23 protein-coding genes are annotated in these 21,903 nt (G+C 73.6%); 14 read left to right on the top strand and 9 right to left on the bottom strand.

Features of this window, described 5'->3' with window-relative positions:
- Nucleotides 1-4: 4 nt before the first annotated feature.
- The 3 genes from FHX46_RS19615 to FHX46_RS19605 are packed head-to-tail and all read right to left on the bottom strand — an operon-like array spanning nucleotide 5 to nucleotide 1,642.
- Entirely contained in the window at nucleotides 5-190 is a 186-nt protein-coding gene (locus tag FHX46_RS19615) for a recombinase-like helix-turn-helix domain-containing protein (protein WP_167097612.1), read from the bottom strand.
- 3 nt (nucleotides 191-193) lie between these two features.
- Nucleotides 194-1,129 (bottom strand): PDR/VanB family oxidoreductase, encoded by a 936-nt coding sequence (locus tag FHX46_RS19610; protein WP_167117098.1) that lies wholly within the window; start codon nucleotides 1,127-1,129, stop codon nucleotides 194-196.
- A gap of 3 nt (nucleotides 1,130-1,132) precedes the next feature.
- Nucleotides 1,133-1,642, bottom strand: coding sequence for a cupin domain-containing protein (locus FHX46_RS19605; RefSeq protein ID WP_167117095.1), 510 nt, complete (start codon nucleotides 1,640-1,642; stop codon nucleotides 1,133-1,135).
- A gap of 155 nt (nucleotides 1,643-1,797) precedes the next feature.
- Between FHX46_RS19605 and FHX46_RS19600 the strand changes: the two genes are divergently transcribed.
- Genes FHX46_RS19600 through FHX46_RS19585 form a run of 4 tightly spaced genes read left to right on the top strand, consistent with a single transcriptional unit; the run spans nucleotide 1,798 to nucleotide 6,382 of the window.
- Nucleotides 1,798-3,258, top strand: a complete 1,461-nt coding sequence (locus tag FHX46_RS19600) for an aldehyde dehydrogenase family protein (RefSeq protein ID WP_167117092.1) — start codon at nucleotides 1,798-1,800, stop codon at nucleotides 3,256-3,258.
- Nucleotides 3,259-3,302: 44 nt separating this feature from the next.
- Entirely contained in the window at nucleotides 3,303-4,193 is an 891-nt protein-coding gene (locus FHX46_RS19595; RefSeq protein WP_167117090.1) for an NAD(P)H-binding protein, read from the top strand.
- On the top strand, nucleotides 4,190-4,774 hold the full coding sequence (locus FHX46_RS19590) for a CPBP family intramembrane glutamic endopeptidase (RefSeq protein WP_167117088.1): 585 nt from the start codon (nucleotides 4,190-4,192) through the stop codon (nucleotides 4,772-4,774). Before FHX46_RS19595 ends, FHX46_RS19590 begins: the two co-directional genes overlap by 4 nt.
- A 9-nt stretch (nucleotides 4,775-4,783) precedes the next feature.
- Entirely contained in the window at nucleotides 4,784-6,382 is a 1,599-nt protein-coding gene (locus FHX46_RS19585; protein WP_167117085.1) for a serine/threonine-protein kinase, read from the top strand.
- Between the two features lie 102 nt (nucleotides 6,383-6,484).
- Here the strand turns inward: FHX46_RS19585 and FHX46_RS19580 are convergent, their stop codons facing one another.
- Entirely contained in the window at nucleotides 6,485-6,676 is a 192-nt protein-coding gene (locus FHX46_RS19580) for a hypothetical protein (RefSeq protein ID WP_167117082.1), read from the bottom strand.
- Between the two features lie 60 nt (nucleotides 6,677-6,736).
- Between FHX46_RS19580 and FHX46_RS28895 the strand changes: the two genes are divergently transcribed.
- Nucleotides 6,737-6,868 carry a hypothetical protein gene (locus FHX46_RS28895; protein ID WP_279589476.1) on the top strand — a complete coding sequence of 44 codons (132 nt, stop codon included), beginning with the start codon at nucleotides 6,737-6,739 and terminating at the stop codon, nucleotides 6,866-6,868.
- A gap of 4 nt (nucleotides 6,869-6,872) precedes the next feature.
- Here FHX46_RS28895 and FHX46_RS19575 read toward each other — a convergent pair whose 3' ends face one another.
- Nucleotides 6,873-7,934, bottom strand: a complete 1,062-nt coding sequence (locus FHX46_RS19575) for a LacI family DNA-binding transcriptional regulator (RefSeq protein WP_167117079.1) — start codon at nucleotides 7,932-7,934, stop codon at nucleotides 6,873-6,875.
- 117 nt (nucleotides 7,935-8,051) lie between these two features.
- Between FHX46_RS19575 and FHX46_RS19570 the strand changes: the two genes are divergently transcribed.
- From FHX46_RS19570 to FHX46_RS19540, 7 genes are all read left to right on the top strand, one after another.
- Complete coding sequence (locus tag FHX46_RS19570; protein WP_167117076.1) at nucleotides 8,052-10,115, top strand: hydantoinase/oxoprolinase family protein; 2,064 nt, start codon at nucleotides 8,052-8,054, stop codon at nucleotides 10,113-10,115.
- A gap of 35 nt (nucleotides 10,116-10,150) precedes the next feature.
- Nucleotides 10,151-11,779: a hydantoinase B/oxoprolinase family protein gene (locus FHX46_RS19565; protein ID WP_243871312.1), complete on the top strand. Its 1,629-nt coding sequence runs from the start codon at nucleotides 10,151-10,153 to the stop codon at nucleotides 11,777-11,779.
- Entirely contained in the window at nucleotides 11,776-12,807 is a 1,032-nt protein-coding gene (locus FHX46_RS19560) for a Gfo/Idh/MocA family protein (protein WP_167117070.1), read from the top strand. The genes FHX46_RS19565 and FHX46_RS19560 overlap by 4 nt, the downstream gene beginning before the upstream one ends.
- Nucleotides 12,804-13,913 (top strand): NAD(P)/FAD-dependent oxidoreductase, encoded by a 1,110-nt coding sequence (locus FHX46_RS19555; protein WP_167117067.1) that lies wholly within the window; start codon nucleotides 12,804-12,806, stop codon nucleotides 13,911-13,913. The genes FHX46_RS19560 and FHX46_RS19555 overlap by 4 nt, the downstream gene beginning before the upstream one ends.
- A gap of 35 nt (nucleotides 13,914-13,948) precedes the next feature.
- Nucleotides 13,949-15,283 carry an MFS transporter gene (locus FHX46_RS19550; protein ID WP_167117064.1) on the top strand — a complete coding sequence of 445 codons (1,335 nt, stop codon included), beginning with the start codon at nucleotides 13,949-13,951 and terminating at the stop codon, nucleotides 15,281-15,283.
- Complete coding sequence (locus FHX46_RS19545) at nucleotides 15,283-16,878, top strand: gamma-glutamyltransferase (RefSeq protein WP_167117061.1); 1,596 nt, start codon at nucleotides 15,283-15,285, stop codon at nucleotides 16,876-16,878. The genes FHX46_RS19550 and FHX46_RS19545 overlap by 1 nt, the downstream gene beginning before the upstream one ends.
- Before the next feature lie 174 nt (nucleotides 16,879-17,052).
- Nucleotides 17,053-17,208, top strand: a complete 156-nt coding sequence (locus FHX46_RS19540; protein ID WP_167097581.1) for a DUF6131 family protein — start codon at nucleotides 17,053-17,055, stop codon at nucleotides 17,206-17,208.
- A gap of 61 nt (nucleotides 17,209-17,269) precedes the next feature.
- Here the strand turns inward: FHX46_RS19540 and FHX46_RS19535 are convergent, their stop codons facing one another.
- Complete coding sequence (locus FHX46_RS19535) at nucleotides 17,270-17,572, bottom strand: STAS domain-containing protein (protein WP_167117060.1); 303 nt, start codon at nucleotides 17,570-17,572, stop codon at nucleotides 17,270-17,272.
- A gap of 131 nt (nucleotides 17,573-17,703) precedes the next feature.
- Complete coding sequence (locus FHX46_RS19530) at nucleotides 17,704-18,156, bottom strand: FAD:protein FMN transferase (RefSeq protein ID WP_313886194.1); 453 nt, start codon at nucleotides 18,154-18,156, stop codon at nucleotides 17,704-17,706.
- Nucleotides 18,157-18,814: 658 nt separating this feature from the next.
- On the opposite strand from FHX46_RS19530, the gene FHX46_RS19525 reads away from it, so the two are divergent.
- Together FHX46_RS19525 and FHX46_RS19520 are read left to right on the top strand one after the other, a co-directional pair.
- The gene (locus FHX46_RS19525) at nucleotides 18,815-19,723 is read left to right on the top strand and encodes a DivIVA domain-containing protein (protein WP_167117052.1); all 909 of its coding nucleotides are present in this window, start codon (nucleotides 18,815-18,817) and stop codon (nucleotides 19,721-19,723) included.
- A 167-nt stretch (nucleotides 19,724-19,890) separates the two neighbouring features.
- Entirely contained in the window at nucleotides 19,891-20,268 is a 378-nt protein-coding gene (locus FHX46_RS19520; protein ID WP_167117049.1) for a DUF5994 family protein, read from the top strand.
- Here the strand turns inward: FHX46_RS19520 and FHX46_RS19515 are convergent.
- Both FHX46_RS19515 and FHX46_RS19510 read right to left on the bottom strand, forming a co-directional pair.
- Complete coding sequence (locus FHX46_RS19515) at nucleotides 20,259-20,669, bottom strand: DUF6292 family protein (protein WP_167117046.1); 411 nt, start codon at nucleotides 20,667-20,669, stop codon at nucleotides 20,259-20,261. The genes FHX46_RS19520 and FHX46_RS19515 overlap by 10 nt on opposite strands.
- A 216-nt stretch (nucleotides 20,670-20,885) precedes the next feature.
- Nucleotides 20,886-21,881, bottom strand: a complete 996-nt coding sequence (locus tag FHX46_RS19510) for a LacI family DNA-binding transcriptional regulator (protein WP_313886193.1) — start codon at nucleotides 21,879-21,881, stop codon at nucleotides 20,886-20,888.
- Nucleotides 21,882-21,903 lie beyond the last annotated feature (22 nt).

Raw genomic sequence — 21,903 nt, 5'->3', positions numbered from 1 at the left:
GGCTTCAGTTCTCCGTTCCGCTCAGGCGGGCCAGTTCCGCGGTGAACGACGACTCGGTCCAGTCCGCGCCGTTCGCCGGGCGGACGCCGGAGGCGTTGAGGGCGGCCACGATGCCGGGCAGGTCGTGCACCCCGCGGCCGTAGACGGCCTCGAGCTCGTCGCCGAAGGCGTTCTCGTAGCTGGCAGGCATCGGTCAGTCCTCCACGTCCAGGACGAGCTCGGCCGACCGGCTGCGCGACACGCAGATCAGCATCGTGCCCCCGGCCGTTTTCTCGTCGTCGCTCAGCAGGAAGTCGCGGTGCTCGGGTTCGCCGGCGAGCACCTTGGTTTCGCAGGTGCCGCACACTCCTTCGCGGCACGAGCTGGGCACGGCCACCCCGGCGCCGGCGAGGGCGTCCAGGATGGACACGCCGGCCGGGACGGGCACCCGCCGCCCGGAGCCGCCACACACCACGTCGAACCCTGCGTCGGCCGTGGCGGGAGCGACGGCCGGGGCGCGGAACCGCTCCACCCGCAGCATCCCGGTGTCCGGCAGTGCGGCCTCGACCGCGGCGATGAGCGGTTCCGGTCCGCAGCAGTAGACGAGCGTGCCCGGCTCCAGGTGCGCCAGCTCCGCGGCCAGGTCCGGCGGGCCGCCCCGCTCGTCGTCGGCGTGCACGCGCACCCGGTCCGCCGGCAGGTCACCGAGGAAGGCCATGCTCGACCGGGACCGTCCACAATAGAGCATGGACCAGTCCGCGTCCCGGCGTTGCAGGGACGTCGCCATGGCCAGCAGGGGAGTGATGCCGATGCCGCCGGCGATCAGCAGGTGCCGCGGGGCGTCCTCGAGCGCGAAGTTGTTGCGCGGCCCGTCGGCTTCGATCAGGGTGCCGGGCGTGAGCCGCTCGTGCACCCATGCACTGCCGCCGCGTGACGACGGCTCGCGCAGGACGGCCACGGTCCAGGTGTGCTCGTCCGCCGGGTCGCCGCACAGGGAGTACTCCCTGGTCAGGCCGTTGGGCAGGTGCAGCGACAGGTGTGCGCCCGGCTCCCACGCCGGCAGGGCCGCCCCGGCCGGGTCGCGCAGCTCGAGGCGCACGACCCCCTCGGCCAGCCAGGTGCTCTGGGAAATCCGTACCGTCCGGGACATGGCTCAGTCGCGGGTGAGGCCGTGCATCGGCGAGGTCGGCGGGTAGGTGGGCAGCTGCGGCTTCTGCGCGCCGATGATCACCGCGAACAACGCGTCGGTCGCCCCGATGTTGCGCAAGCTGCGCGGCACCCCGGCAGGCACCCGGATCAGATCGCGGTAGCCCAGCACCCGGCTGGCGGTCCTGGTGCCGTCCTCCACGTCGTGCACCGTCACCTCCAGCTCACCCTCCAGGACGAAGAACACCTCCTCCACGTCGTGGTGCGTGTGCTCCGGCCCCACCGCCCCCACCGGCAACCGCATGTTGGAGAACGTGAAGTGCTCCGAGGGCAGGATCCGGTTGTCCGTCTCGTGGTTACCGGTGGCACCCGACCCGATGTAGCGCACCTGCGCCCGGCGGAACTCCTCCCCCGCCTTGGCCTGAAAACCCAGCGTCTCCCAGTCCTCGAACCGCGACTCGCGGGTCGCGATGCAGGAGTCGATCAGTTCCTCGAGTCCGGCTTGCGTGGTCGTCACGGGATCTCCTCAATGTCTTAGCTCTAAGGGAACTTGGGATCTGTTTGTAGCACCGCTTCCGGGACGGTGACAACCCTTAGGGCTAAGTTTTATTGATGCGATCGTCTTAGATCTAAGTTATTCTGCCGATGGCTGGACAGTGTGGAGGTGGCCCGATGACAGTGCCGGCGGACGAGATCCTGGTGGCCGGACGGTGGCGGCGTGGCGGTGGTGCGCCCCTGGCGTGCGTGGACCCGGCAACCGGCGAGCGGTTCGCGGTGGTGCACGCCGCCTCCGCCGCCGACGTGGACGAGGCGGCCCGCGCTGCGGCCCAATCCCCGTCCGCGGCCGCGTGGCGGGCATTGTTGCCGCACGAACGTGCCCGGGTGCTGGTGCGGGTGGCTGAGCTGATCGAGCGGGACGCCGCGGCGCTCGCCGCGCTGCAGACCCGCAACACCGGCAAAGCACTGCGGGAGACCAGGGCGCTGGTGGCGAGCGCGGCCGGGACGTTCCGGTTCTACGCGGCGGCGCTGGAGACGATGGAGACCGCACTGACCCCGCAGCGCGGGCCGTGGCTGACCATGTCGGTGTACGAGCCGATCGGGGTGGTCGGCGCGATCACGCCGTGGAACTCCCCGGTCGCCAGCGATGCGCAGAAGATCGCGCCCGCGCTGGCCGCCGGGAACGGCGTGCTGCTCAAACCGGCCGAGCCGACGCCGCTGGTCTCCCTGGCGCTGGCCCGGCTGGTGCTGGAGGCGGGCGTGCCGGCCGAGCTGCTGTCCGTGCTGCCCGGTCCCGGCCCGGTGGTCGGCGACGCCATCGTGCGGCACCCGGCGGTCGGGAAGGTCGCGTTCACCGGCGGCACGTCCACCGGGCGGGCGATCGGGCGCATCGCCGCGGAGAAGATCATGCCGGTGACGATGGAGCTGGGTGGCAAGTCGCCGACGATCGTGTGCCCGGACGCCGCCGTGGACCAGGCCGTGGCGGGAATCCTGTTCGGGATCTTCTCCTCGAGCGGGCAGAGCTGCATCGCGGGCTCGCGCATCTTCCTGCCGGCGTCCCGCTACACCGAGTTCCGCGACCTGCTCGTGGCGGGCGCGTCCCGGTTGCGGGTCGGCCCCGGCACGTCGGAGGAGACCCAGGTGGCCCCGTTGGCGACCGTCGCCCATCGCGACCGGGTGGCGTCCCTGGTGGACCGGGCGCGCGCGGAGGGGGCGCGGGTGCTGTGCGGGGGAGTGGTGCCTCCGTCGGCCGGTGCCTACTACCCGCCGACGCTGCTGGAGGGCCTGCCCAACTCGTCGAAGACCTGCCAGGAGGAGATCTTCGGGCCGGTGGGCGTGCTGCTGCCCTACGAGGACGAGGAGGACCTGGTCCGGCAAGCGAACGACACCGTGTACGGACTGGCCTGCGGGATCTGGACCGCCGACTACCGGCGGGCCTGGCGCCTGGCGCGGCGCGTGCAGGCCGGCACGGTGTGGATCAACACCTACAAGCAGTTCAGCATCTCGACCCCGTTCTCCGGGATGAAGGAGAGCGGACTGGGGGTGGACAAGGGCCGGGACGGGATCCTCGGGTACCTGCGGCAGAAGAGCGTGTACTGGGGGCTGGACGACGCGCCGCTGCCCTGGGCGGGGTGAGCGGCAGCCTGCGGCACGCCTGCGCATCGGCTACCGTTTTCCCGATGCGGGTTCTGGTCGCGGGATCGTCCGGGTTCGTCGGGCGGCGGCTGTGCCCCGCGCTCACCGGCGCCGGGCACGAGGTGGCCGCGATGACCCGCCACCCGGACGACTATTCCGGCGCGGGCGAGCCGGTGTACGGCGACGTGCACGACGCCGCGTCCCTCGACCAGGCCCTCGACGGCGCCGGCGCGGCCTACTACCTGGTGCATTCCCTGGGCGAGCCGGACTTCGAGCGCCGGGACGCCGAGGCGGCGCGCGCGTTCGGCGCCGCCGCGGCCCGCGCCGGCCTGACGCGGATCGTCTACCTCGGCGGACTCGGCGACGACGCCGACGACCTCTCGCCGCACCTGCGCAGCCGCCGCCAGGTCGAGGGCCTGTTGCGCGAGGCCGGTGTGCCGGTCACCGTGCTGCGCGCCGGAATCGTGATCGGGCACGGCGGGATCTCCTGGGAGATCACGCGGCAGCTGGTGGAGCACCTGCCCGCGATGGTCGCGCCGCGGTGGGTGCACACGCGCACGCAGCCGATCGCGCTGCCCGACCTGGTCCGTTACCTGGTCGCCCTGCTGGACGTGCCGCCGGGGCGGGTGTTCGAGGCGGGCGGCGCGGACGTCCTCGCCTACGGCGACATGCTGCGCCGCGTCGCCCGCATCGAGAGCAGGCGCCGGCTGATCGTGCCGGTGCCACTGCTGTCACCGCGGTTGTCGTCGTGGTGGCTGTCGCTGGTGACCGACGTCGACGCCGCCACCGGCCGGTCGCTGGTCGACTCGATGATCAACGAGGTCGTGGTCCGCGACCACACCCTGCGCGAGGTCGTGCCGTTCGAGCCGATGGGGTTCGAGGCCGCGGTGGCCGCCGCGTTGCGCGAGCGGGCGGCCGAACGGGTCGCGCGGTGAAACCGGCGCTGGGGCTGACGGCCGCGTCCGGCGCGGTGGTGCTGGGCTGGTCGCTCTCGCGGGAGCCGGGGTCGCCGCAGTTCTTCGCCGCGACCGGTGCCACCGCGGCCATCTGGATCGCCGGCGGGCTGACGCGGCCCCCGGAGACGAAAGGCCCGGTGCTGGCTCCGGTCGCGACGGGCCTCGGGGCGTTCGCGGTGTTCCGCGCGGGCGTGGCACTCGCCCGCCGCGTCCCGCCGCTGCGCCGCGCCCTGCGGGGCGTGCTCGGCTACGCCACCGCGGGTAACCGGGGCGCGGTCCTGCTGACCACGCTCGCCAACGGCGTGGGCGAGGAGGTCTTCTTCCGCGGCGCGGTCCAGCAGGCCGTCGGCCCCGCCGGGTCGACCGCGCTCTACGTGCTGGTCACCGCCGCCACGCGCAACCCCGCGCTGGTGGCGGCGTCGGCCGTGATGGGCGCGTTGTTCGCCTGGCAGCGGCACGTGAGCGGCGGCGTCCGGGCACCGCTGCTGACGCACCTGGTGTGGTCGGCGCTGATGGTGTGGCGCCTGCCCACCCTCGTTCCGGGGGAGCCGGATCCGTAACCTGTTCCGGTGACGACTACGGATGGGCTGGCCGTGGACGGCGCCGGCCGGCTCCTCGCCGGGAGGTACCGGCTGCGCAGCCGCCTGGGGGCCGGCGCGATGGGCGTGGTCTGGCTCGCGCTGGACGAACGGCTGGAACGCCCGGTCGCGGTCAAGCAGCTGTGGCCCGGACCGGCGCAGGGCGCCGAGGCCCGGGCCCGCATCCTGCGCGAGGGACGGATCGCCGCGCGGCTCCGGCACCCGCACGTGGTGACCGTGCACGACGTCGCCGAGCACGACGGCCTGCCGGTGCTGGTGATGGAGTACCTGCCCTCCCGCAGCCTCGCGGCCGTCCTCGCCGAGCAGGGGCCGCTCGCCCCCGAGGCGGTCGCGCGGATCGGGATGCAGGCCGCGTCGGCACTGGCGGCCGCGCACGCCGCGGGCATCGTCCACCGCGACGTCAAGCCGGGCAACCTGCTCGTCGGTGCGGACGGCACCACCAAGATCGCCGACTTCGGCATCTCCCGCGCGACCGGCGACGTCGCGCTCACCCAGGCCGGTGTGGTCGCCGGAACTCCCGCCTACCTGGCGCCGGAGATCGCCCGGGGAGCGGAGCCGACACCGGACTCCGACGTGTTCTCCCTCGGCGCGACCCTGTACGCGGCGGTCGAGGGCGTGCCCCCGTTCGGCGAGGACGAGAATTCCATCGCGTTGTTGCACCGGGTGGCGGCGGGCGAGGTGGCGCCGCCGGAACTGGCCGGCCCGCTGGCCCCGGTGCTGATGGCCATGCTGCGGCCCGATCCCGCCCGGCGGCCCGGCACGGTCCAGGTCGGGACCGCGCTCCAGGCGGTCGCCGACGGGCAGCCGGTGCCGCCGCGCGCGCTCAACCCCGCTCGCGCGCGCACGCAACCGGTCGTCACGCCGTCCGCGCCCACCGTGCCGGTCGAGCCGGTCGAGGCGGTCGAGCCGGTGGGGGACAAAGTACCGGCGGGGACCCGGCTGGACACCGCGCCGGTGGTGGCGACGCCTCGCCGGGCGCGCCGGTTCCTGCTGCCGCTGGCGGCCGTCGTGAGCGCGCTGGCGGCGGTGGTGGTGCTGGTCACGCAGCTAACCCCCGGGGATCCGGCGCCGGCCCGGCCGCCCGCGTCCGCCCCGGCGCTGGACGCGGCGTCGCTGACCCGGGTGGTCAGCGAGTACTACGCCCTGCTGCCGGACCGGCCGGAGGCCGCCTGGACGCACCTCGGCCCGCACCTGCAGGCGCAGGGGCTGGACGCCTACCGCGAGTACTGGGCGCGGGTCACCGGCGTGACCGTCACCGTAGCGCCCGCGGTCGTCGCGGCCGACACCGTGACGGTCACCATCGCCCGCACCCTCGCCGACGGCCGCGTGGTGACCGAGCCGCACCGGCTGGGGCTCGTCGCCGCATCCCCGGCGCCGCTCATCGACAGCGACACCGCCCTGTCCAGCACGACGAGCACCCCGCCGACGTCGCCGGCCCCGACGGTCGCGGAGACCAAGCCGGGCGGTGACGACAACGGCGGCACCGGTGACGGGGACAGCAAGGACAACAAGGACGGCCGCACCGGCCGGGGCCACGGTCACGGCCACGGGCGCGGCGACCGGGGCTGAGCCGGTCACCGCCCCGGCCCGCGCGGGTGATCACCCGGGGTGCACCACCAAACGTCCACAGTGGACGACAGCGCCCGGGTTCGGCGGAACGTCCGGCAGGCGCTACCCGTTCTCGGTGTCGCGGGGGTAGTCGGCCTGGCCGGTGGTCCCGGTGGGCGGGGCCTCGTCCGTGCTGCGGGAGACCGCTGCGCGGCCGGGTTGCGGGTCGTCGATGGGGTCGCCGGTGTCCTCGGCGATCGAGGTGCGGCTGCTGTCGAGATCTTGTTCGGTGTGGCTTCGCCGGTCTCGGTTCATGGCCGTACGGGTACCCGGGCGCCGAACGGGTATGTCGCCCGTGGGATGGAGGTGTGTGCCATGACCGATCCACGCAGGCCGGACCTCGACGAGGAGGCCCGCCCCGCCACCGAGCAGGACGAGGGGCTCGGTGAGGAGGACAGCTCCCTGCCGGAGGACCGCACGCCGAGCGGGCCGGGCGAGGAGGCCTGAGCGCCTACCTGGGCACGGTCGAGCCCCGGGCGACCAGCTTGGCCCGGAGCTGGATGTGCTGCGGCCGCCGGGGCGCGTCCCCGGCGGTGATCCGGTCGAGCAGCTGCCGCCCGGCCCGGGCGCCCAGGTCGTAGGTGGGCTGCTCGACGATCGTCAGCTCGGGCCGCACCAGCGTGGTCCACGGCTCGTCGTCGAACCCGATCAGCGACAGCTCCTCCGGCATCCGCAGGCCGCGGTCCTGCGCCGCGCGGTAGGCGCCCGACGCGAGGACGTTGTCGGTGCACAGCACGGCCGTCGGCGGGTCCGCCAGGTCCAGCAGGCGGACCATCGCGTCGTAGGCCGATTCGCGGTCGTAGCGGGCCGGCGCCACCAGGGACTCGTCCACCGGCAGGCCGGCCGCGGCCAGCGCGCCCACGTAGCCGCGCAGCCGCACCGCGCTCGGGAACAGGCCGCGCCGGCGGTTGCCCGTGCTCACGCGGGACAGCTGGTCACCGGCCTCGGTGATCACGCCGATCCGCCGGTGCCCCAGTTCCAGCAGGTGGGCCACGGCCTCCGCGGCCGCGTGGTCGTTGTCCACGGTGATGCTGTCCGCCCCGGGCACGCCACTGACCTGCCGGTCGATGAGCACCACCGGCACCCCGGCGTCCATCGCGTGCTTCAGGTGCGAGCCCTCGCCCGGCTGGGCGGCCGCGACGATCACGCCGTCCACCCGCTTCTCCGACATGACCGCGACCGCCCGCTGCTCGGCCGCCAGCACGCCGCCGGTGTTGGCCAGCAGCACCTCGAACCCGGCCGGGGAGGTCACGTCGGTGATCCCGCGCAGGGCGGTGGCGAAGAACGGGTTCGCCACGTCGGTCACCACCACGCCGATCGTGTGCGTACTGCCGGTCACCATGCTGCGCGCCAGGCCGTTGGGGCGGTAGCCCAGTTCGGCGGCCGCCGCCAGCACCCGTTCCCGGGTGCGCTCGCTGACCTGGCCGTACCCGCCGAGGGCGCGACCGGCCGTCGCCGTCGAGACCCCGGCCAGCCGGGCCACGTCGATCAGCGAGGCTCCGTGCGTGGTCACCTGCGCGCCTCCCCAGCATTGATTGCGCGGAACGTCTTGACTGATGCTACTACCGCCTGAGAAGGTTCTCACCCAACAGGTACTGAGAAGGTTCTCACCCAAGCGAGGCCCACGCACATGACACTTCGGATCGGCGTCGACACCGGTGGCACGTTCACCGACGTCTGCGCCCTCGACGAGCAGACCGGGCGCCTGTACGTGCGCAAGGTGTCCAGCACACCGGACGACCCGGGCCGGGCGATCGTGACGGGGGTGTCGCAGCTGCTCGACGAGATCGGCGGGCGCGACCTCGGCGAGGTCGGCTACTTCGCCCACGGCACCACGGTCGGCACCAACGCGCTGCTCACCGGGCGCGGGGCGCGCACCGGCCTGCTGACCACCGCCGGGTTCCGCGATCTGCTGGAACTCGGCCGCGGCCGTCGGCCGTCGCTGTACGACCTGCAGGCGGGCAAGCCCGCTCCGCTGGTGCCGCGCGACCTGCGCCTCGAGGTGGACGAGCGGGTCCGCCACGACGGCCGGATCGAGCGGCCGCTCGACGAGGACCAGGTGCGCGCGCTCGCCCGGCGGCTGCGCGAGCAGCAGGTGGAGGCGGTCGCGGTCTGCTTCCTGTACAGCTTCGCCGATCCCGGGCACGAGCGGGCCGCCGAGCGCATCCTCGCCGAGGAGCTGCCGGGCGTGCACGTGTCCGTGTCCTCCGCCGTGCTGCCCGAGTTCCGCGAGTACGAGCGACTGTCCACAGTGGTCGTCAACGCCTACCTCGGCCCGGTGGTGGCCCGCTACCTGGCCCGGCTGCGCACCCGGCTGAGCGAGCTCGGGCTGCGGGCGACCCCGCACGTCACCCAGTCCAACGGCGGCATCATCCCGTTCGAGACCGCCGAGCGGATGCCGTCCCGCATGGTGCTCTCCGGGCCCAGCACCGGGGTGGTCGGCGCGGCCGGGATCGCCCGCGCCGCCGGATACCCGGACATCATCACCTTCGACGTGGGCGGGACGTCCTCGGACGTGTCCCTGGTGCGCGACGGCGTGCCGAAGGCGGCCAGTGGGACGGAGATCGACGGCAGGCCGGTGCGCGCGCCGATGCTCGACATCCACACCGTCGGCGCCGGCGGCGGCTCGATCGCGTGGATCGACGCGGGTGGTGCCCTCAAGGTCGGTCCGGGCAGCGCCGGCGCCGACCCCGGCCCGGCGTGTTACGGCCGGGGCACCGAGCCGACCGTCACCGACGCCAACGTCGTGCTGCGCATCCTCAACCCGGAGTACCTGCTGGACGGGCAGATGAAGATCGACGCCGGTGCGGCCCGCGCCGCGGTGTCCACTGTGGCCGATCCGCTGGGCATGGACGTGCTGGACGCGGCGCAGGGGATCATCCGGGTCGTCACCGCGAACATGGCCAGGGCGATCCGGGTGATCTCGGTGCAACGCGGCTACGACCCGCGCGACTACGTGCTGGTGCCCTTCGGCGGCGCCGGTCCGCTGCACGCGGTGCGGCTGGCCCGCGAACTCGGCATGCGCACCGTCCTGGTACCCGAGACCCCGGGTGCGCAGTGCGCCGCCGGCCTGCTGATGACCGACATCCGGGCCGACTTCCTGCGCACCCGCATCTGCCGTCTTGATCCGGACGCAGTGGACACCGTGGACGCGGTGGCCGGGGTGTTCGGCGAATTGGCGGCGGCGGCCGGCGCCTGGCTGGCCGAGGAGAACGTCCCCGCCGAGCGGCGCCGCACCGAGCGGTTCGCGGAGATGCGCTACGCCGGTCAGAACCACGAGCTGCCGGTGCCGGTGCCCGAGGGCGGGATCACCGCGGACACCATCGGCCAGCTGATCAAGCGCTTCGCCGCCGAGCACGAGCGGATCTACGGCTATTCCTCGGCCGAGGACGAGGTGCAGGTCGTCACGTTCCGGCTGCGTGCCGTCGGCGAGGTCGCCCGCGCGGAGCTGCACCGGGGCGCGCCCGGCGACCCGGACGCGAGCGGCGCCGTGCGTGCCCGGCGCGAGGTCTACCTGCCCGAAAACGGTGGCTTCACCGACTGCCCGGTGTACGACCGCAGGCTGCTGGAACCGGGCCACCGGATCACCGGCCCGGCGATCGTCGAGCAGATGGACACCACCACGCTGCTGCTCCCCGGCGACGTCGCCGTCGTCGACGAGCTGCGCAACCTCGTCGTGACGGTGGGCCGATGACCCGCCCGGAGAGGAAAACCCCGGAAAGGAAGACCATGCAGGATCCCGTGCTGGTCGAGGTGATCGGCTCCGCGCTGTCGTCCATCGTGGAGGAGATGGGCGAGACGCTGGTGCGCGCCGCCTACTCGACCAACATCAAGGAGCGCCGCGACTGCACCGCGTCATTGTTCGACGCCCGCGGCCGGATGCTCGCCCAGGACGAGGGCGGCTCGCCGCTGCACCTGGGCTCGCTGATGGGCATCGTCGACGAGATCACCCGCCGCTACCCGGCCGGCACCATCGACGACGGCGATGCGTTCATCGGCAACGACCCGTTCACCGGCGGCGGCTCGCACCTGCCGGACATCGTGCTGGTCTCCCCGGTGTTCATCGACGGCGAGATCAGTGCGTGGGTGGCGAACCTGGCCCACCACGCCGACTTCGGCGACCGCGGCCACGCGCACATCTTCCAGGAGGGGCTGCGCATCCCGCCGGTGCGGCTGATGCGCCGTGGCGAGCTGCAGACCGACCTGTTCGAGCTCATCCTGCTCAACTGCCAGGTGCCGCACGAGCGCCGCGCCGACCTGCGGGCGCAGATCGCGGCGAACCGGCTGGCGGTCACCCGGTACACCGAGCTCGCCGAGCGGTACGGCCGGGACACGCTCGTCGCGGCGGCCGGGGCGCTGCTGGACTACACCGAGCGGCGCACCCGGGCGGCGATCGCGAAGGTGCCGGACGGCACCTACACCTTCACCGACCGGTTCGACTGCCCGGAGCTGGACGAGGAGCTCGACCTCGGCGTCACCGTGACCGTGCGCGGCGACGAGGTCGCCTTCGACTTCACCGCGCCGGAGCAGGTCCGCGCCAGCGTCAACGTCGTGTGGACCGCGCTGCACGCGGCGGTCTACTACTCGCTCAAGACCCTGGTGGACCCCGACATCGTGCCCAATGCCGGGTTGCACCGGCCGGTCACCATCACCGCGCCCCGCGGGTCGGTGCTCAACTGCGTCGAGCCGGCCGCGGTCAACGGCCGCAGTGAAACCTGCCAGCGCGTGGTCGACCTGATCCACGGCGCGCTCGCCGCAGCCGTGCCGGAGACGGTCACCGCGGCCAGCAACGGTGCCAACACCGGGGTGCACTTCTCCGGTGTGGACAGCCGCACCGGCCGCTACTTCGTCTACCTGGAGACCATCGGCGGCGGCTGCGGCGCCCGGCTGGGCCAGGACGGGATGGACGGCGTGCAGGTGCACATGACCAACACCAGCAACCTGCCGGTCGAGGCGCTGGAGACCGAGTACCCGCTGGTGGTCGAGGAGTACGCGCTCATCGACGGCTCCGGCGGGGACGGCCGCACGCGCGGCGGCATGGGCATCCGGCGCACGGTCCGGGTCGAGGAGAACGACGTGCACTTCTGGCTGGACACCTCCCGGCAGAAGTCGCGGCCGTGGGGGCTGTTCGGCGGCGGGCCGGGCGCGAGTGCCGGGGTCGAGCTGTCCGAGGGTGCGCAACCGGTCGAGCACGGCTACACCCGGCTGCAGCCGGGGGACCGGGTGTCCATCCACACCGCCGGTGCCGGCGGTTACGGTCCGGCGTCCGAACGCGATCCCGAGCGGGTGCGCCGGGACGTGGCCGAGGGCCGGATCTCCGCCGAGCGGGCGCGCGCGGTGTACGGGGTTGAGCCGTGATCCGCACCGCGGTCATCGGGTTCGGCGTGTCCGGGCGGATCTTCCACGCCCCCTTCCTCGCCGCCGCCGACGCCTACTCGCTCGATTTCGTCGTGACGGGCAACCCGGACCGGGCGGCGCAGGCCACCGCGCGGTATCCACACGCGACTGTCCTGTCCGGACCGGACGAGCTGTTCGCCCGGGCGGCCGAAATCGACCTGGTGGTCGTCGGCACGCCACCGGCGACACACGCCGGCCTGGCGGCCACCGCGCTGGACCACGGCCTGCACGTGGTGGTGGACAAGCCGTTCACCGTCACCAGCGCGCAGGGCGAGGCCCTGATCGAGCACGCCCGCCGGGTGGGACGGGTGCTGACCGTGTTCCAGAACCGGCGCTGGGACGGCGACTTCCGGACGCTGCGGCGGCTGGTCCAGGACGGCGAGCTCGGCACGGTGCACACCTTCGAGTCCCGGTTCGAGTGGTGGAAACCTCAGGGACCGCGGGACTGGAAGGCGCGGGCGGGGATCGCCGACGGCGGCGGGATCCTGTTCGACCTCGGCACGCACCTGATCGACCAGGCCCGCCTGCTGTTCGGCCCGGTCGAGTCGGTGCACGCCGACCTCGCCCGCCGCGGGGCCGGTGCGAGCGACGACGACTCGTTCCTGCTGCTGACCCACACCGGCGGGACCCGTTCCCGGCTGTTCATGTCCGGGGTCGCCGCGCTGCCCGGGCCCCGGTTCCACGTCCTCGGCAGCACGGCCGGGTACACGAAGTGGGGCCTGGACCCGCAGGAGGACGCGCTCCAGGGCGGCGCCGGGCCCGGCGACGACGGCTTCGGCCGGGAGCCGCACGAGAACTGGGGCACGCTCGGCGTGCGCGGCCACACGCGGCGCGTCGAGCCGGAGCCGGGGGACTACGGCCAGTTCTACCGGCTGCTCGCCGCCGCGCTCGACGCCGGCGGCGAGCTCCCGGTCGACCCGCGGGACGCGGTCGACGTCCTGCGCATCATCGAGCGGGCACACGCCCGGAAGGGGGATCTTTCCCGATGACCGCAACCAAGCACGTCGTGGTGGTGGGCGGGGGCGTTCTCGGCGTCTCCACGGCCATGCACCTGCAGCGCGACGGCGCGACGGTGGTCCTGGTGACCGCCGGTGCACTGGCCGACGGCGCGTCCGGCCGGTCCCTGTCGTGGCTCAACTCCGCCGGAAGCCGGTCCGCGGCGTACCACGCGCTGCGAGTGGCGGGTATCGACCGCTACCGCACGCTGTTCGCCGCCGACCCCGCGCGGGAGTGGCTCCGTTTCGACGGCGCCCTCTACTGGCACCCCGACCGCGCGGTGACCGGGCAGCGGCACCGAGCCGAGGTCGCGCACGCCTACCACTCCCGGCTGCTCGCTCCCGCCGCGGCCGCCGCGGCCGTCCCGGGGCTGCACCCGGACGCCGTGCCGGAGGTGGCGGTGCACAACCCGGGCGAGGGATGGGTTTCGCTGCCGCACCTGATCGACCACCTGGCGGCCGAGTTCACCGCGCTGGGCGGGCGGATCGTCACCGGCGCCGGGCGCGCGAGCGTCACCACCGCCGCGGGTGTGGCCACCGGCGTGACCACCACCGGCGGGCAGCGGTACGACGCCGAGGCGGTGGTGGTCGCCTGCGGTGCTGCCACCCCCGCGGTGGTCGCGGAGCTGGGAGTGTCCATTCCGGACGCCTCGCCGTTGTCGATGCTCGTGCTCACCGAACCGGCGGAGACCGCGATGAGCGCGGTGCTGAACACCCCGCGGGTGGCGTTGCGCCCGAATCCCGGCGGCACGTTCGCGCTGGACCACCACTGGTACGAGGACCGCATCACCGAGGCCGCCGACGGCACGTGCACGATCGACGAGTCGGTGGTCAAGGAGCTCGTGGCCGAGGCGTCCGCCCTGCTCGACGGTGAGGTCACGCTGACCGCGGCCTCCTGGAAGCTCGGGCGCAAGCCGGTTCCCGGCGACGGCGAGCCGGTGTTCGGTGAGCTGCCCACCGTGCCGGGCTGTTTCGTCGCCTTCACCCACTCCGGCGCCACACTCGGCCTGATCGCCGGGGAGCTCCTGGCCGGTGAGATCCGCACCGGCGAACCGCACCCGATGCTGGCGCCCTTCCGGCCGGACCGCTTCCGGCCCTGAACCCCCGAGAGAACCGTGACCCACCGAGGAGAACCGTGACCGACCAAGACACCCGGCGCAGCGTGGCGACCGGTGCGGACCTGCGCTCGCGGCGCAAGGTGATCCTGTCCGCGATGCTCGGCAACGTCGTCGAGTACTACGACTTCGGCCTGTACGGCACGCTGGCCGTGATCATCTCCCGTCAGTTCTTCCCGGCCGGCAACGCGACGGCCGCGCTGCTGTCCACCTACGCCGGCGTGGTGCTGTCCTACGCGCTGCGGCCGCTGGCCGCGATCTTCCTCGGGCCGCTGGCCGACCTGAAGGGCCGCCGGTTCGTGCTGCTGCTGACGATCGCGGTGATGAGCGTGGGCACCGCGGGCATCGGCGTGCTGCCGACCTACGCGGCCGTGGGCATCGCGGCGCCGGTGATCCTGCTGTTCTGCCGGGTCCTGCAGGGCATCGGGGCGAGCGTGGAGTACACCACGGCGGCGAACTTCATCTTCGAGCACGAGCGCGGCAACCGGCGCAACTACCTCGCCGGGCTGTCCGTGGCGTCCACTTCGGTCGGTCCGCTGCTCGCCACCCTGGTGGCCTACCTGGTGATCTCCGCGATGCCGGCGGCCGCGTTCAACAACTGGGGCTGGCGGATCCCGTTCCTGCTGGCGATCCCGATGGCGCTGGTCGGCATCTACATCCGCCGGCACGTCGAGGAGACCCCGCAGTTCAAGGAGATGGCCGAGCTGGCCGAGGCGAGCAAGGTCAAGCAGAAGCCGTTCCGCACCGCGGTGCGCGAACACTGGGGCGCGATGCTGCGGGCGATCGGTCTCGGCGCCGGCCAGCGGGTGGGCTCGTTCGTGATCCAGGCGTACTTCGTGACCGCGATGGTCAAGGCCGGGTTCGCCGAGAACAACGCACTGCTGGCGTCGCTGCTGACCTACGCGATCGGCCCGGTGCCGGCGATCTGGGGCGGCAAGCTCGCCGACCGCTACGGCGCCCGCATCCCGCTCGTCGTCGGCTACGGCCTGTTCGTCCTGCTGACGGTGCCGACGTTCCTGGCGATCGGGTCCGGCTCGCTGTGGCTGGCGGTGGTCGCGGTGGTCGCGTTCACCTTCATCAACAACTTCGTCGGCGCGCCGCTCACCACCGCCTACGTGATGAGCTTCCCGGCCGAGGTGCGGGCCAGCGCGTCCGCGCTGAACTACAACATCGGCACCACGGCACTGGGCTCGACCGCCGGCCTGATCGCGGTGTGGCTGTTCGACCTCACCGGCACCAACGCCGCCTTCGGCTGGTACATGACCGCGATCTGCGCCGTGTCGATCCTGGTGGCCCTGTTCGCGATGCCGGCCGCGGTCGACGAGCAGCGGCGCCAGTCGCTGGCGGAGGCGTGATGGACGCCGGCGTGGCCGACGAGCTCGCCCGCAGCGCCACCTACGGCCGCAAGGAGCCGGTGACGTCCCGCCGCGGGATGGTGGTGACCTCGCACCCGCTGGCGGTGCGGGCCGGGCTCGACGTGCTGCGCGACGGCGGCACCGCCGCGGACGCCGCGCTCGCGGCGGCCGCGACCCAGCTGGTGGTCGAGCCGCACATGACGGCGCTGACCGGCGGGCTGGAGATGCTGTACTGGGACGCCGGGACCGGCGCGGCGAGTTACCTCAACGGCAACGTCGCCGCGCCGCTCGCGCCGCTGCCCGGGTTCACCGGGGCCGACCTGACCACCGGGCGGGGCGTGCCGGTCCCCGGGTGGTGGCCGGCCTTCCGGGCCGCGCACGAGCGGTTCGGGCGGCTGTCCCGGTCCCGGCTGCTGCGCGACGGGATCGCCGTGGCGCGCGACGGGTTCGCGGTGAACCCGTACCTGTTCGGCGAAATGTACGCGCACCGGGCCGAACTCGGGAGCCACGAGCAGGCCCGCGAGGCGTTCCTGCCCGGCGGCAGCCTCGTCGCGCCCGGGCAGACGCTGCGGCAGGAGCGGGTCGCGCGCACGCTGGAGCGGTTGCGGGACGAGGATCTGGACTACTACCTCGGGGACTTCGCGCGGGCGTTCAGCGCGGAGTGCCGGCGCGGCGGCGGGGTCATCACGCCCGCCGACTTCGCCGCCTACACCGCACAGTGGTGCGCGCCGTTGCGCGGCACCTACCGGGATGTGGAGATCGTCACGTCGGCACCGCCGGACGACGGTGGCTGCCAGCTCATCGAGGCGCTGAACGTGCTGGAGCTGACCGATCTGCCGTCCTGGGGCCCGGCGTGGTCCTCGGTGGAGACGCTGGAGGCGCTGACCGCTGTGCACCAGGAGGTGTACTACGCCCCGCCGCGCACGGCCGCCACGGACGTGGAAACCCTGCTGTCGAAGGAGTACGCGGCACGGCGGCTGGCGCGCCTGGCACGACACCGGGCGCTCCCGGCGGCGGCCGCGGTGCCGGTCCCCGGCACGATCCACGTCACCGTCGTGGACGAGCACCGCAACATCGCCTCGGTCACCCACTCGCACATGGCCTCGCCGTGGGTGAACGGCCTGTTCGCCGAGGGCTTCCAGCTGTCCGGCGGCGGATCGTTCTTCCAGCGCGGGATGCCGTGGCCGGGGGAGCGGGCCACCGTCTACCTGGCACCCAACCTGGTGCTGCGCGACGGGGTGCCGGTGATCGCGTCCGGGTCGCCGTCGGTGTCGCTGGTCGCGTGCGTGCTGCAGAACCTGGTGAACCTGGTCGATTTCGGTCTGTCCATCGAGGAGTCGGTGGCCGCCCCGCGCTTCGGGGTGCGGCCGCACGAACCGGCGTCCGGGTGGTTGCCGGGAGTGACCCTGGAACACGGGTTCGCGCCGGAGGTCGACCGGGAGTTCCGCCGCCGCTGCGCCGAGCGCGGGCTGTGGCTGCGTGATCTCGGCCCGTGGCACTCGCTCACCGGCAACTTCGAGGGCGTGACGCTGACCGGTGACGTGCTGCGGTCCTGTGCGGACCCGCGCCGCAACGGGGCCGCGGAGGGTTACTGACCGGTTCAGACCCCCAATGGTCTACGTGGCGCAACGTGATGGTCGCGACGCAGCAACTTCTGCCCGGCCGGCGGAGTCCGGGGTTTGCGCGATCACCCAACCGGGTATCGCTGGGCGGTCCCCATCGGAACAGGACCGGCGGCGCGGCCCGTCCTGCCGACAGAAAGAGTTGCCATGATCGTTCTCGGCGTCATCTTGCTCATCGTCGGTCTGCTGACCAGTATCAACATCATCTGGACGATCGGAATCGTGCTTCTGGTCGTGGGTGCGGTGCTGGCGATTCTCGGCTCCACCGGCCGCAAGGTCGGCGGCAGGGCGCACTGGTACTGATCCGGCGCGACACGAGGTGCCGGCTCCCGCGCGGGAGCCGGCACTTCCGTGTGCGCACCGGTCAGCCGAGCAGGTGGTCCAATCCCGTCGCGGTGAGGGTGGCGCGGGAGGCGCGGCTGGCCGGCCGCACCTGGACCGGCATCCGCACCGCCGCCAGGGCCAGCTCGGCCGCGCCGGACACGGACAGGAAGTCCACTGCGGACAGGTCCACCTCCACCCGGCGCGGAGACAGCCGCGCGGCTGCCGCGAGCGCCCGCGCCAGGCACGGCACGGTGAGCAGATCCACGTCGCCGGCCACCTGCAGCTGCACCACCTCGTCCTCGAGTACCGCCGTCCGGATGTCGACCTCCGCCCGCTCCGTCATGCGGCCCACCTCCCGCGACAGTCTGAACAGGGTTCAACCGCCAGGGAGCGGTTTCGGCGCTGATTCACCCGATCCAGGGACCCCGATCCAGGGACGAGGTGTGCGGCAGGCCGGGCCGCCCGGCCCGCCGGTCAGCGGGGCAGCGGGGTGGGTCGTCCGTCGATGACGGTGGTCGCTCCCGTCGCCCACACCACCAGGCCCCGCCGCCCGGGGCGGGTGGCGAGCCAGCCGGCCGCCGCGGAGCCGAGCGCGAACGCCGCGGTGGCGTCGATGTCGGCCCAGGTCAGCGATTCGGCCACCACGGCCACCGAGGCCACGCCCACCGGCGGCCGCCCGGTGCGGCCGTCCACCAGGTGCGCGCCGCGGTGGACGGTGCCGGAGGTGGCGACCCCGCCGGTGAACACCGGCACCACCGCGAGCACGCGGTTCGGATCGGCCGGGTTCTGGATGCCGATCCGCCACGACGGGCCGCCCGGGTCGAGGGTGCGGCACACGATGTCACCCCCGGCGGACAGGCAGAAGTCGGTCGCCGGCAGCGCACGCAGGTGCTCCGCGGCGCGCTCGGCCGCCCAGCCCTTCACCACGCCGCTCGGGTCCCGCCCCGGACGAGCCCGATGGTCCGCCGGGGTGCGGCCGGCGGCGGTGCGGTGGCGCTGCTGACCGGTTCGGCCGGGAGCGGCGGCGTGGCCGGTTCCCACCGCGAGCCGCTGTGTCGATCTTCGTTGTCTGGCACGGGAGCCTCCTGTCCGGGCACCACGATGGTGACCGCGGAGGCTGAGACCCGGCTTCAAACAACCTGGGTGACAGCTATGCGTCCGCCTGCCCGCTACGCCCGGCCCGGGGCGGCCCCCGGGGCACGCGGATTGAACCACCGGGGGCCTGGCCGGCGTCGCTGCCCGGGCAATGACGAGACCTGGTGTCCACTGTCCTCCGATCCGCCCCCGCGCGACAGGGGCGGACGACCTCGGTGACCACCGGCTCGTCCGGGCGATCGGCGATCGTCCGCGATATCACCCATACCAGTGACGTGCCGTGGGCCTGCGCTCACCTGCCGGAGTCGCCGTGCGTCAGCCGTCCGTGCGGCGATGGTGCCCGGCCGGGTGATCGGACGGGACGAGGTGCCGGAGGGCTACCGTGCGCCGGCCCGCCGCGGGGCCTCGCAGGTGCTCGTCCACCGCCGATCTTCAGCCGAACGGGGAATTGCCGTTTGCGGGCGCCGGCAGCGCGGCTGAGACTCGGGGCATGGTCAACAGCGGTGGCAATGACATCCTGGCCGAGCGTGAGGTCCGGTTCTCCGGGGCTCTGCGGGGTTACGACCGCCGGGAGGTCGACGCCTACATCCGCCGGCTGCGTGCCCGGGCCGGTCACCTGGCGAGCGAGCTGGAGGAGAAGGAGCGGCGGCTGTCCGAAATGGGCGGTGACCTGTCGGTGCCCCTGCAGGTCATCGGCTCCGGCAACATCGGCGCACGCGTCGAGCGCATCATCGCACAGGCCGAGCTGGAGGCGCGGGAGATCCGCGATCAGGCCGAACGGGACGCCGCGGAGACCCGCAAGGCCTACGAGGACCAGGCCGAGCAGGCCCGGCGCCGGCGCGAGGAGGTGGCCCGGCGCGCGGAGGAGCAGGTCCGCGCGATGATCCGGGCGGCCGAGGAGGAGGTCGAGCGGCTGCGCGGCACCCGGCAGGAGGTCCTCGACCAGTTGCGGCGCATCGGGGAGATCATCGGCAACGCGACGGACGAGGCCACCGCCATCCCGGCGGTCGAGGTGCGGATCGAGGAGATCCTCGGCGTGTCAGCGGAGTCCGATGTGGACGAGGACGCGATCGGGTCCGAAGTGGACGACGAGGCGGCGGAGTCCCAGGATTCCGAGGAGTCCACAGCGGACGACGACGCCCCCGCCGCCGCGGCGACGGCGCCCGAACCCGAAGCCGCCGAGTCCGAACCCGAAGCCGCCGAGTCCGAAACTGCCGAGTCCGAAACTGCCGAGGACGCGGACGCCGCGGCCGTGGCGGAGCAGGACGGCGACCCGGAGGCGCCGGTGGTCGCCGAGCCGCGCAAACCGGCCGAGACGGGCAAGATCAGCCCGGCCGTGCTCGCGGCGAAGGCGCGGCGCCGGGCGCAGCGGGAGCAGGCCGCAGCAGCCGAAGCCTGACGGCACCCCGCCGCTTCTCGCGGAAAAAATGCTGGTCAGGGCGGCGCTGCCGAGCCGGGGAGGGTGTAGCGTTCCCGGTGTCGAGAGGAAACCGGACCCGGCGGCCAGCCGGGGTCGTTCTCGGCATCGACGCCGGCCCGTTCCGGGCCGGGGGCAGGAGTACCGGCATGTCGTCGGGCCCGCACGTTCGCACCACCACCCCGAAGGCCGTCACGGCCGCCGGGCCGCCGCGGCTGAAGCTCCGAGCGAGCCAGAACCCGACGGTGCCCACCCCGGGGTACGTCGACGGGGCTTGGTGGCCCCGGTCGCGTGACCTGTCCGCGGAGCTGCCGGCACTGCGCGCGGTGCTGGCAGCCCGTCTCGGGCCGATCGACCGGATCGCCTACCGGAGGACGCCGTGGGATCCGTCCGCCCGCCGCCTCGGCGGACACGGTTCCCTGGCGCCGCAGGCCGGTTATCTCCTGCCGGATCAGGACACGGTGGACGTGACCACCTCGGCGGGGGACAGCTTCACCCTCGTCGTGGTGCCGCCCGCTCAGGCGTAGCGCGCCAGCCGCGCGGCGAGCTCGGTGCGCCCCACGTCCACGGCGAACACCGGTTGCGGTGCGGTGGAGCGCTCGGCCTCGATCACGCCGGTGACGAACCGGGCGACGGCGGCGGGCTCCGGTACCACTTCGGCGCCCGCGAACCAGGCGAGCACCACCGGCGTCTCGTCCGGCGCCGTCTCCACGGCGACCGCCCAGCCGCTGCGTTCGCTCCACACGAGCATGAGGTCCTCGCCGGGCCGGGACGGCCACCGCCGGCTGAGCCCCAGGTAGGCGGTGACGGTGTCGCTGACCTCGAACGAGGTGGCCTCCGCCGGAACACCCACGGCCGCGGCGACGGCCCGGAGATACCCGGCGAGCCCCCGGCTCAGTGCGGTCAACCCGGCGGACTGTGGATCCATGGCCACAGCCTAGGCGGCGCCGAGCACCGGGCATCCCGAACCGCCCTGCCCGCAACCCCCGGCCCGGCACCGCCCGGCCGTGCCTCCCGTGCCGTTCGGCGCGACGGACCGGACCTGCCGACCCGGGCACGCACGCCAACCGGCCACGCCCCGGACCGCACCCGCCCAAGATCTGGTCCGGAGCAGCCTTCGCCGGCAGCTCCGGCCCGGGCAAGATCAGGCCGGCACCCGCGCCGAATCCCGTGCCACCAGCGTCGCGCTCAGCAGCACCGTCTCCCGGGGGCGGTCCGGCTCGGCGATGCGCCGCAGCAGCAGGTCCACCCCGGCGGTGCCGACGTCGTCCGCGGGCAGCCGGATCGTGGTCAGACCCGGCTCCAGGTAGGCGGCGAACGGGTGGTCGCCGTAGCCCACCACCCGCACGTCGCCGCCCACCGTCAGGCCGCACTCCCGGATCGCCTTGTACACGCCGAGCGCGAAGTAGTCGTTGCCGGTCACGACCAGCTCCGGGTGGTGCTCCCGGGTGATCAGCCCGGCCGCCAGCCGGTAGGCGTCGTCCGGGCGCCACGGCAGCGCCGCGTCCCGGGTGCGGTGGCCCGGCACCTTCAGCACCAGCGAATCGCCGCCGAGGGCGCGCCGGAACCCGGCGATCCGCGCGGCCACCGTGCTGATCTCCAGGTCCTCCTCGAACAGCCACGCCGGACCCGGGTCCGGCCCGGCCACCCGCGCCACCGCGTCGGACACCGCCTGTTCGACGTCCGTGCCGACGAAGTCGAACCCCAGCTCGGGGATATCCCGGCTGAGCAGCACGACCGGCAGCCCGGCGGCGGTCAGCTCCGCCCACGCGCCCGGCCGCTGCTGGATCGGCACGGCCAGGACGCCGTCCACGCCGAAGCGCAGCAGCTGCTGCACGGCGCGTTCCTCGTTGTCCTCGTTCTCCTCGGTGACCAGCAGCAGTACCGAGTACCCGGCGAGCCGGCACTGCCGTTCCACGGCCGAGATCAGCGCGGCGTAGAACGGGTTCGACGGGTTGGTGATGACCAGCGCGAGCACCATCGTGGTGCCGGAGACCAGTGACCGGGCGTGGCTGTTGGGCACGTAGCCCAGCCGCCGCGCCTCGGCCACGATCATCTCCCGGGTGGCCTCGCTGACCTGGTCCTTGCCCGACAGCGCGCGTGACACCGTGTTCGCGGACAGCCCGACCCTGTCCGCCACGTCACGCAACGTGACCCGCCGA

It is taken from the genome of Amycolatopsis viridis (assembly GCF_011758765.1).
Taxonomy (GTDB): Bacteria; Actinomycetota; Actinomycetes; order Mycobacteriales; family Pseudonocardiaceae; genus Amycolatopsis_E; species Amycolatopsis_E viridis.
This window is presented reverse-complemented; position numbering and strand designations above follow the sequence as displayed.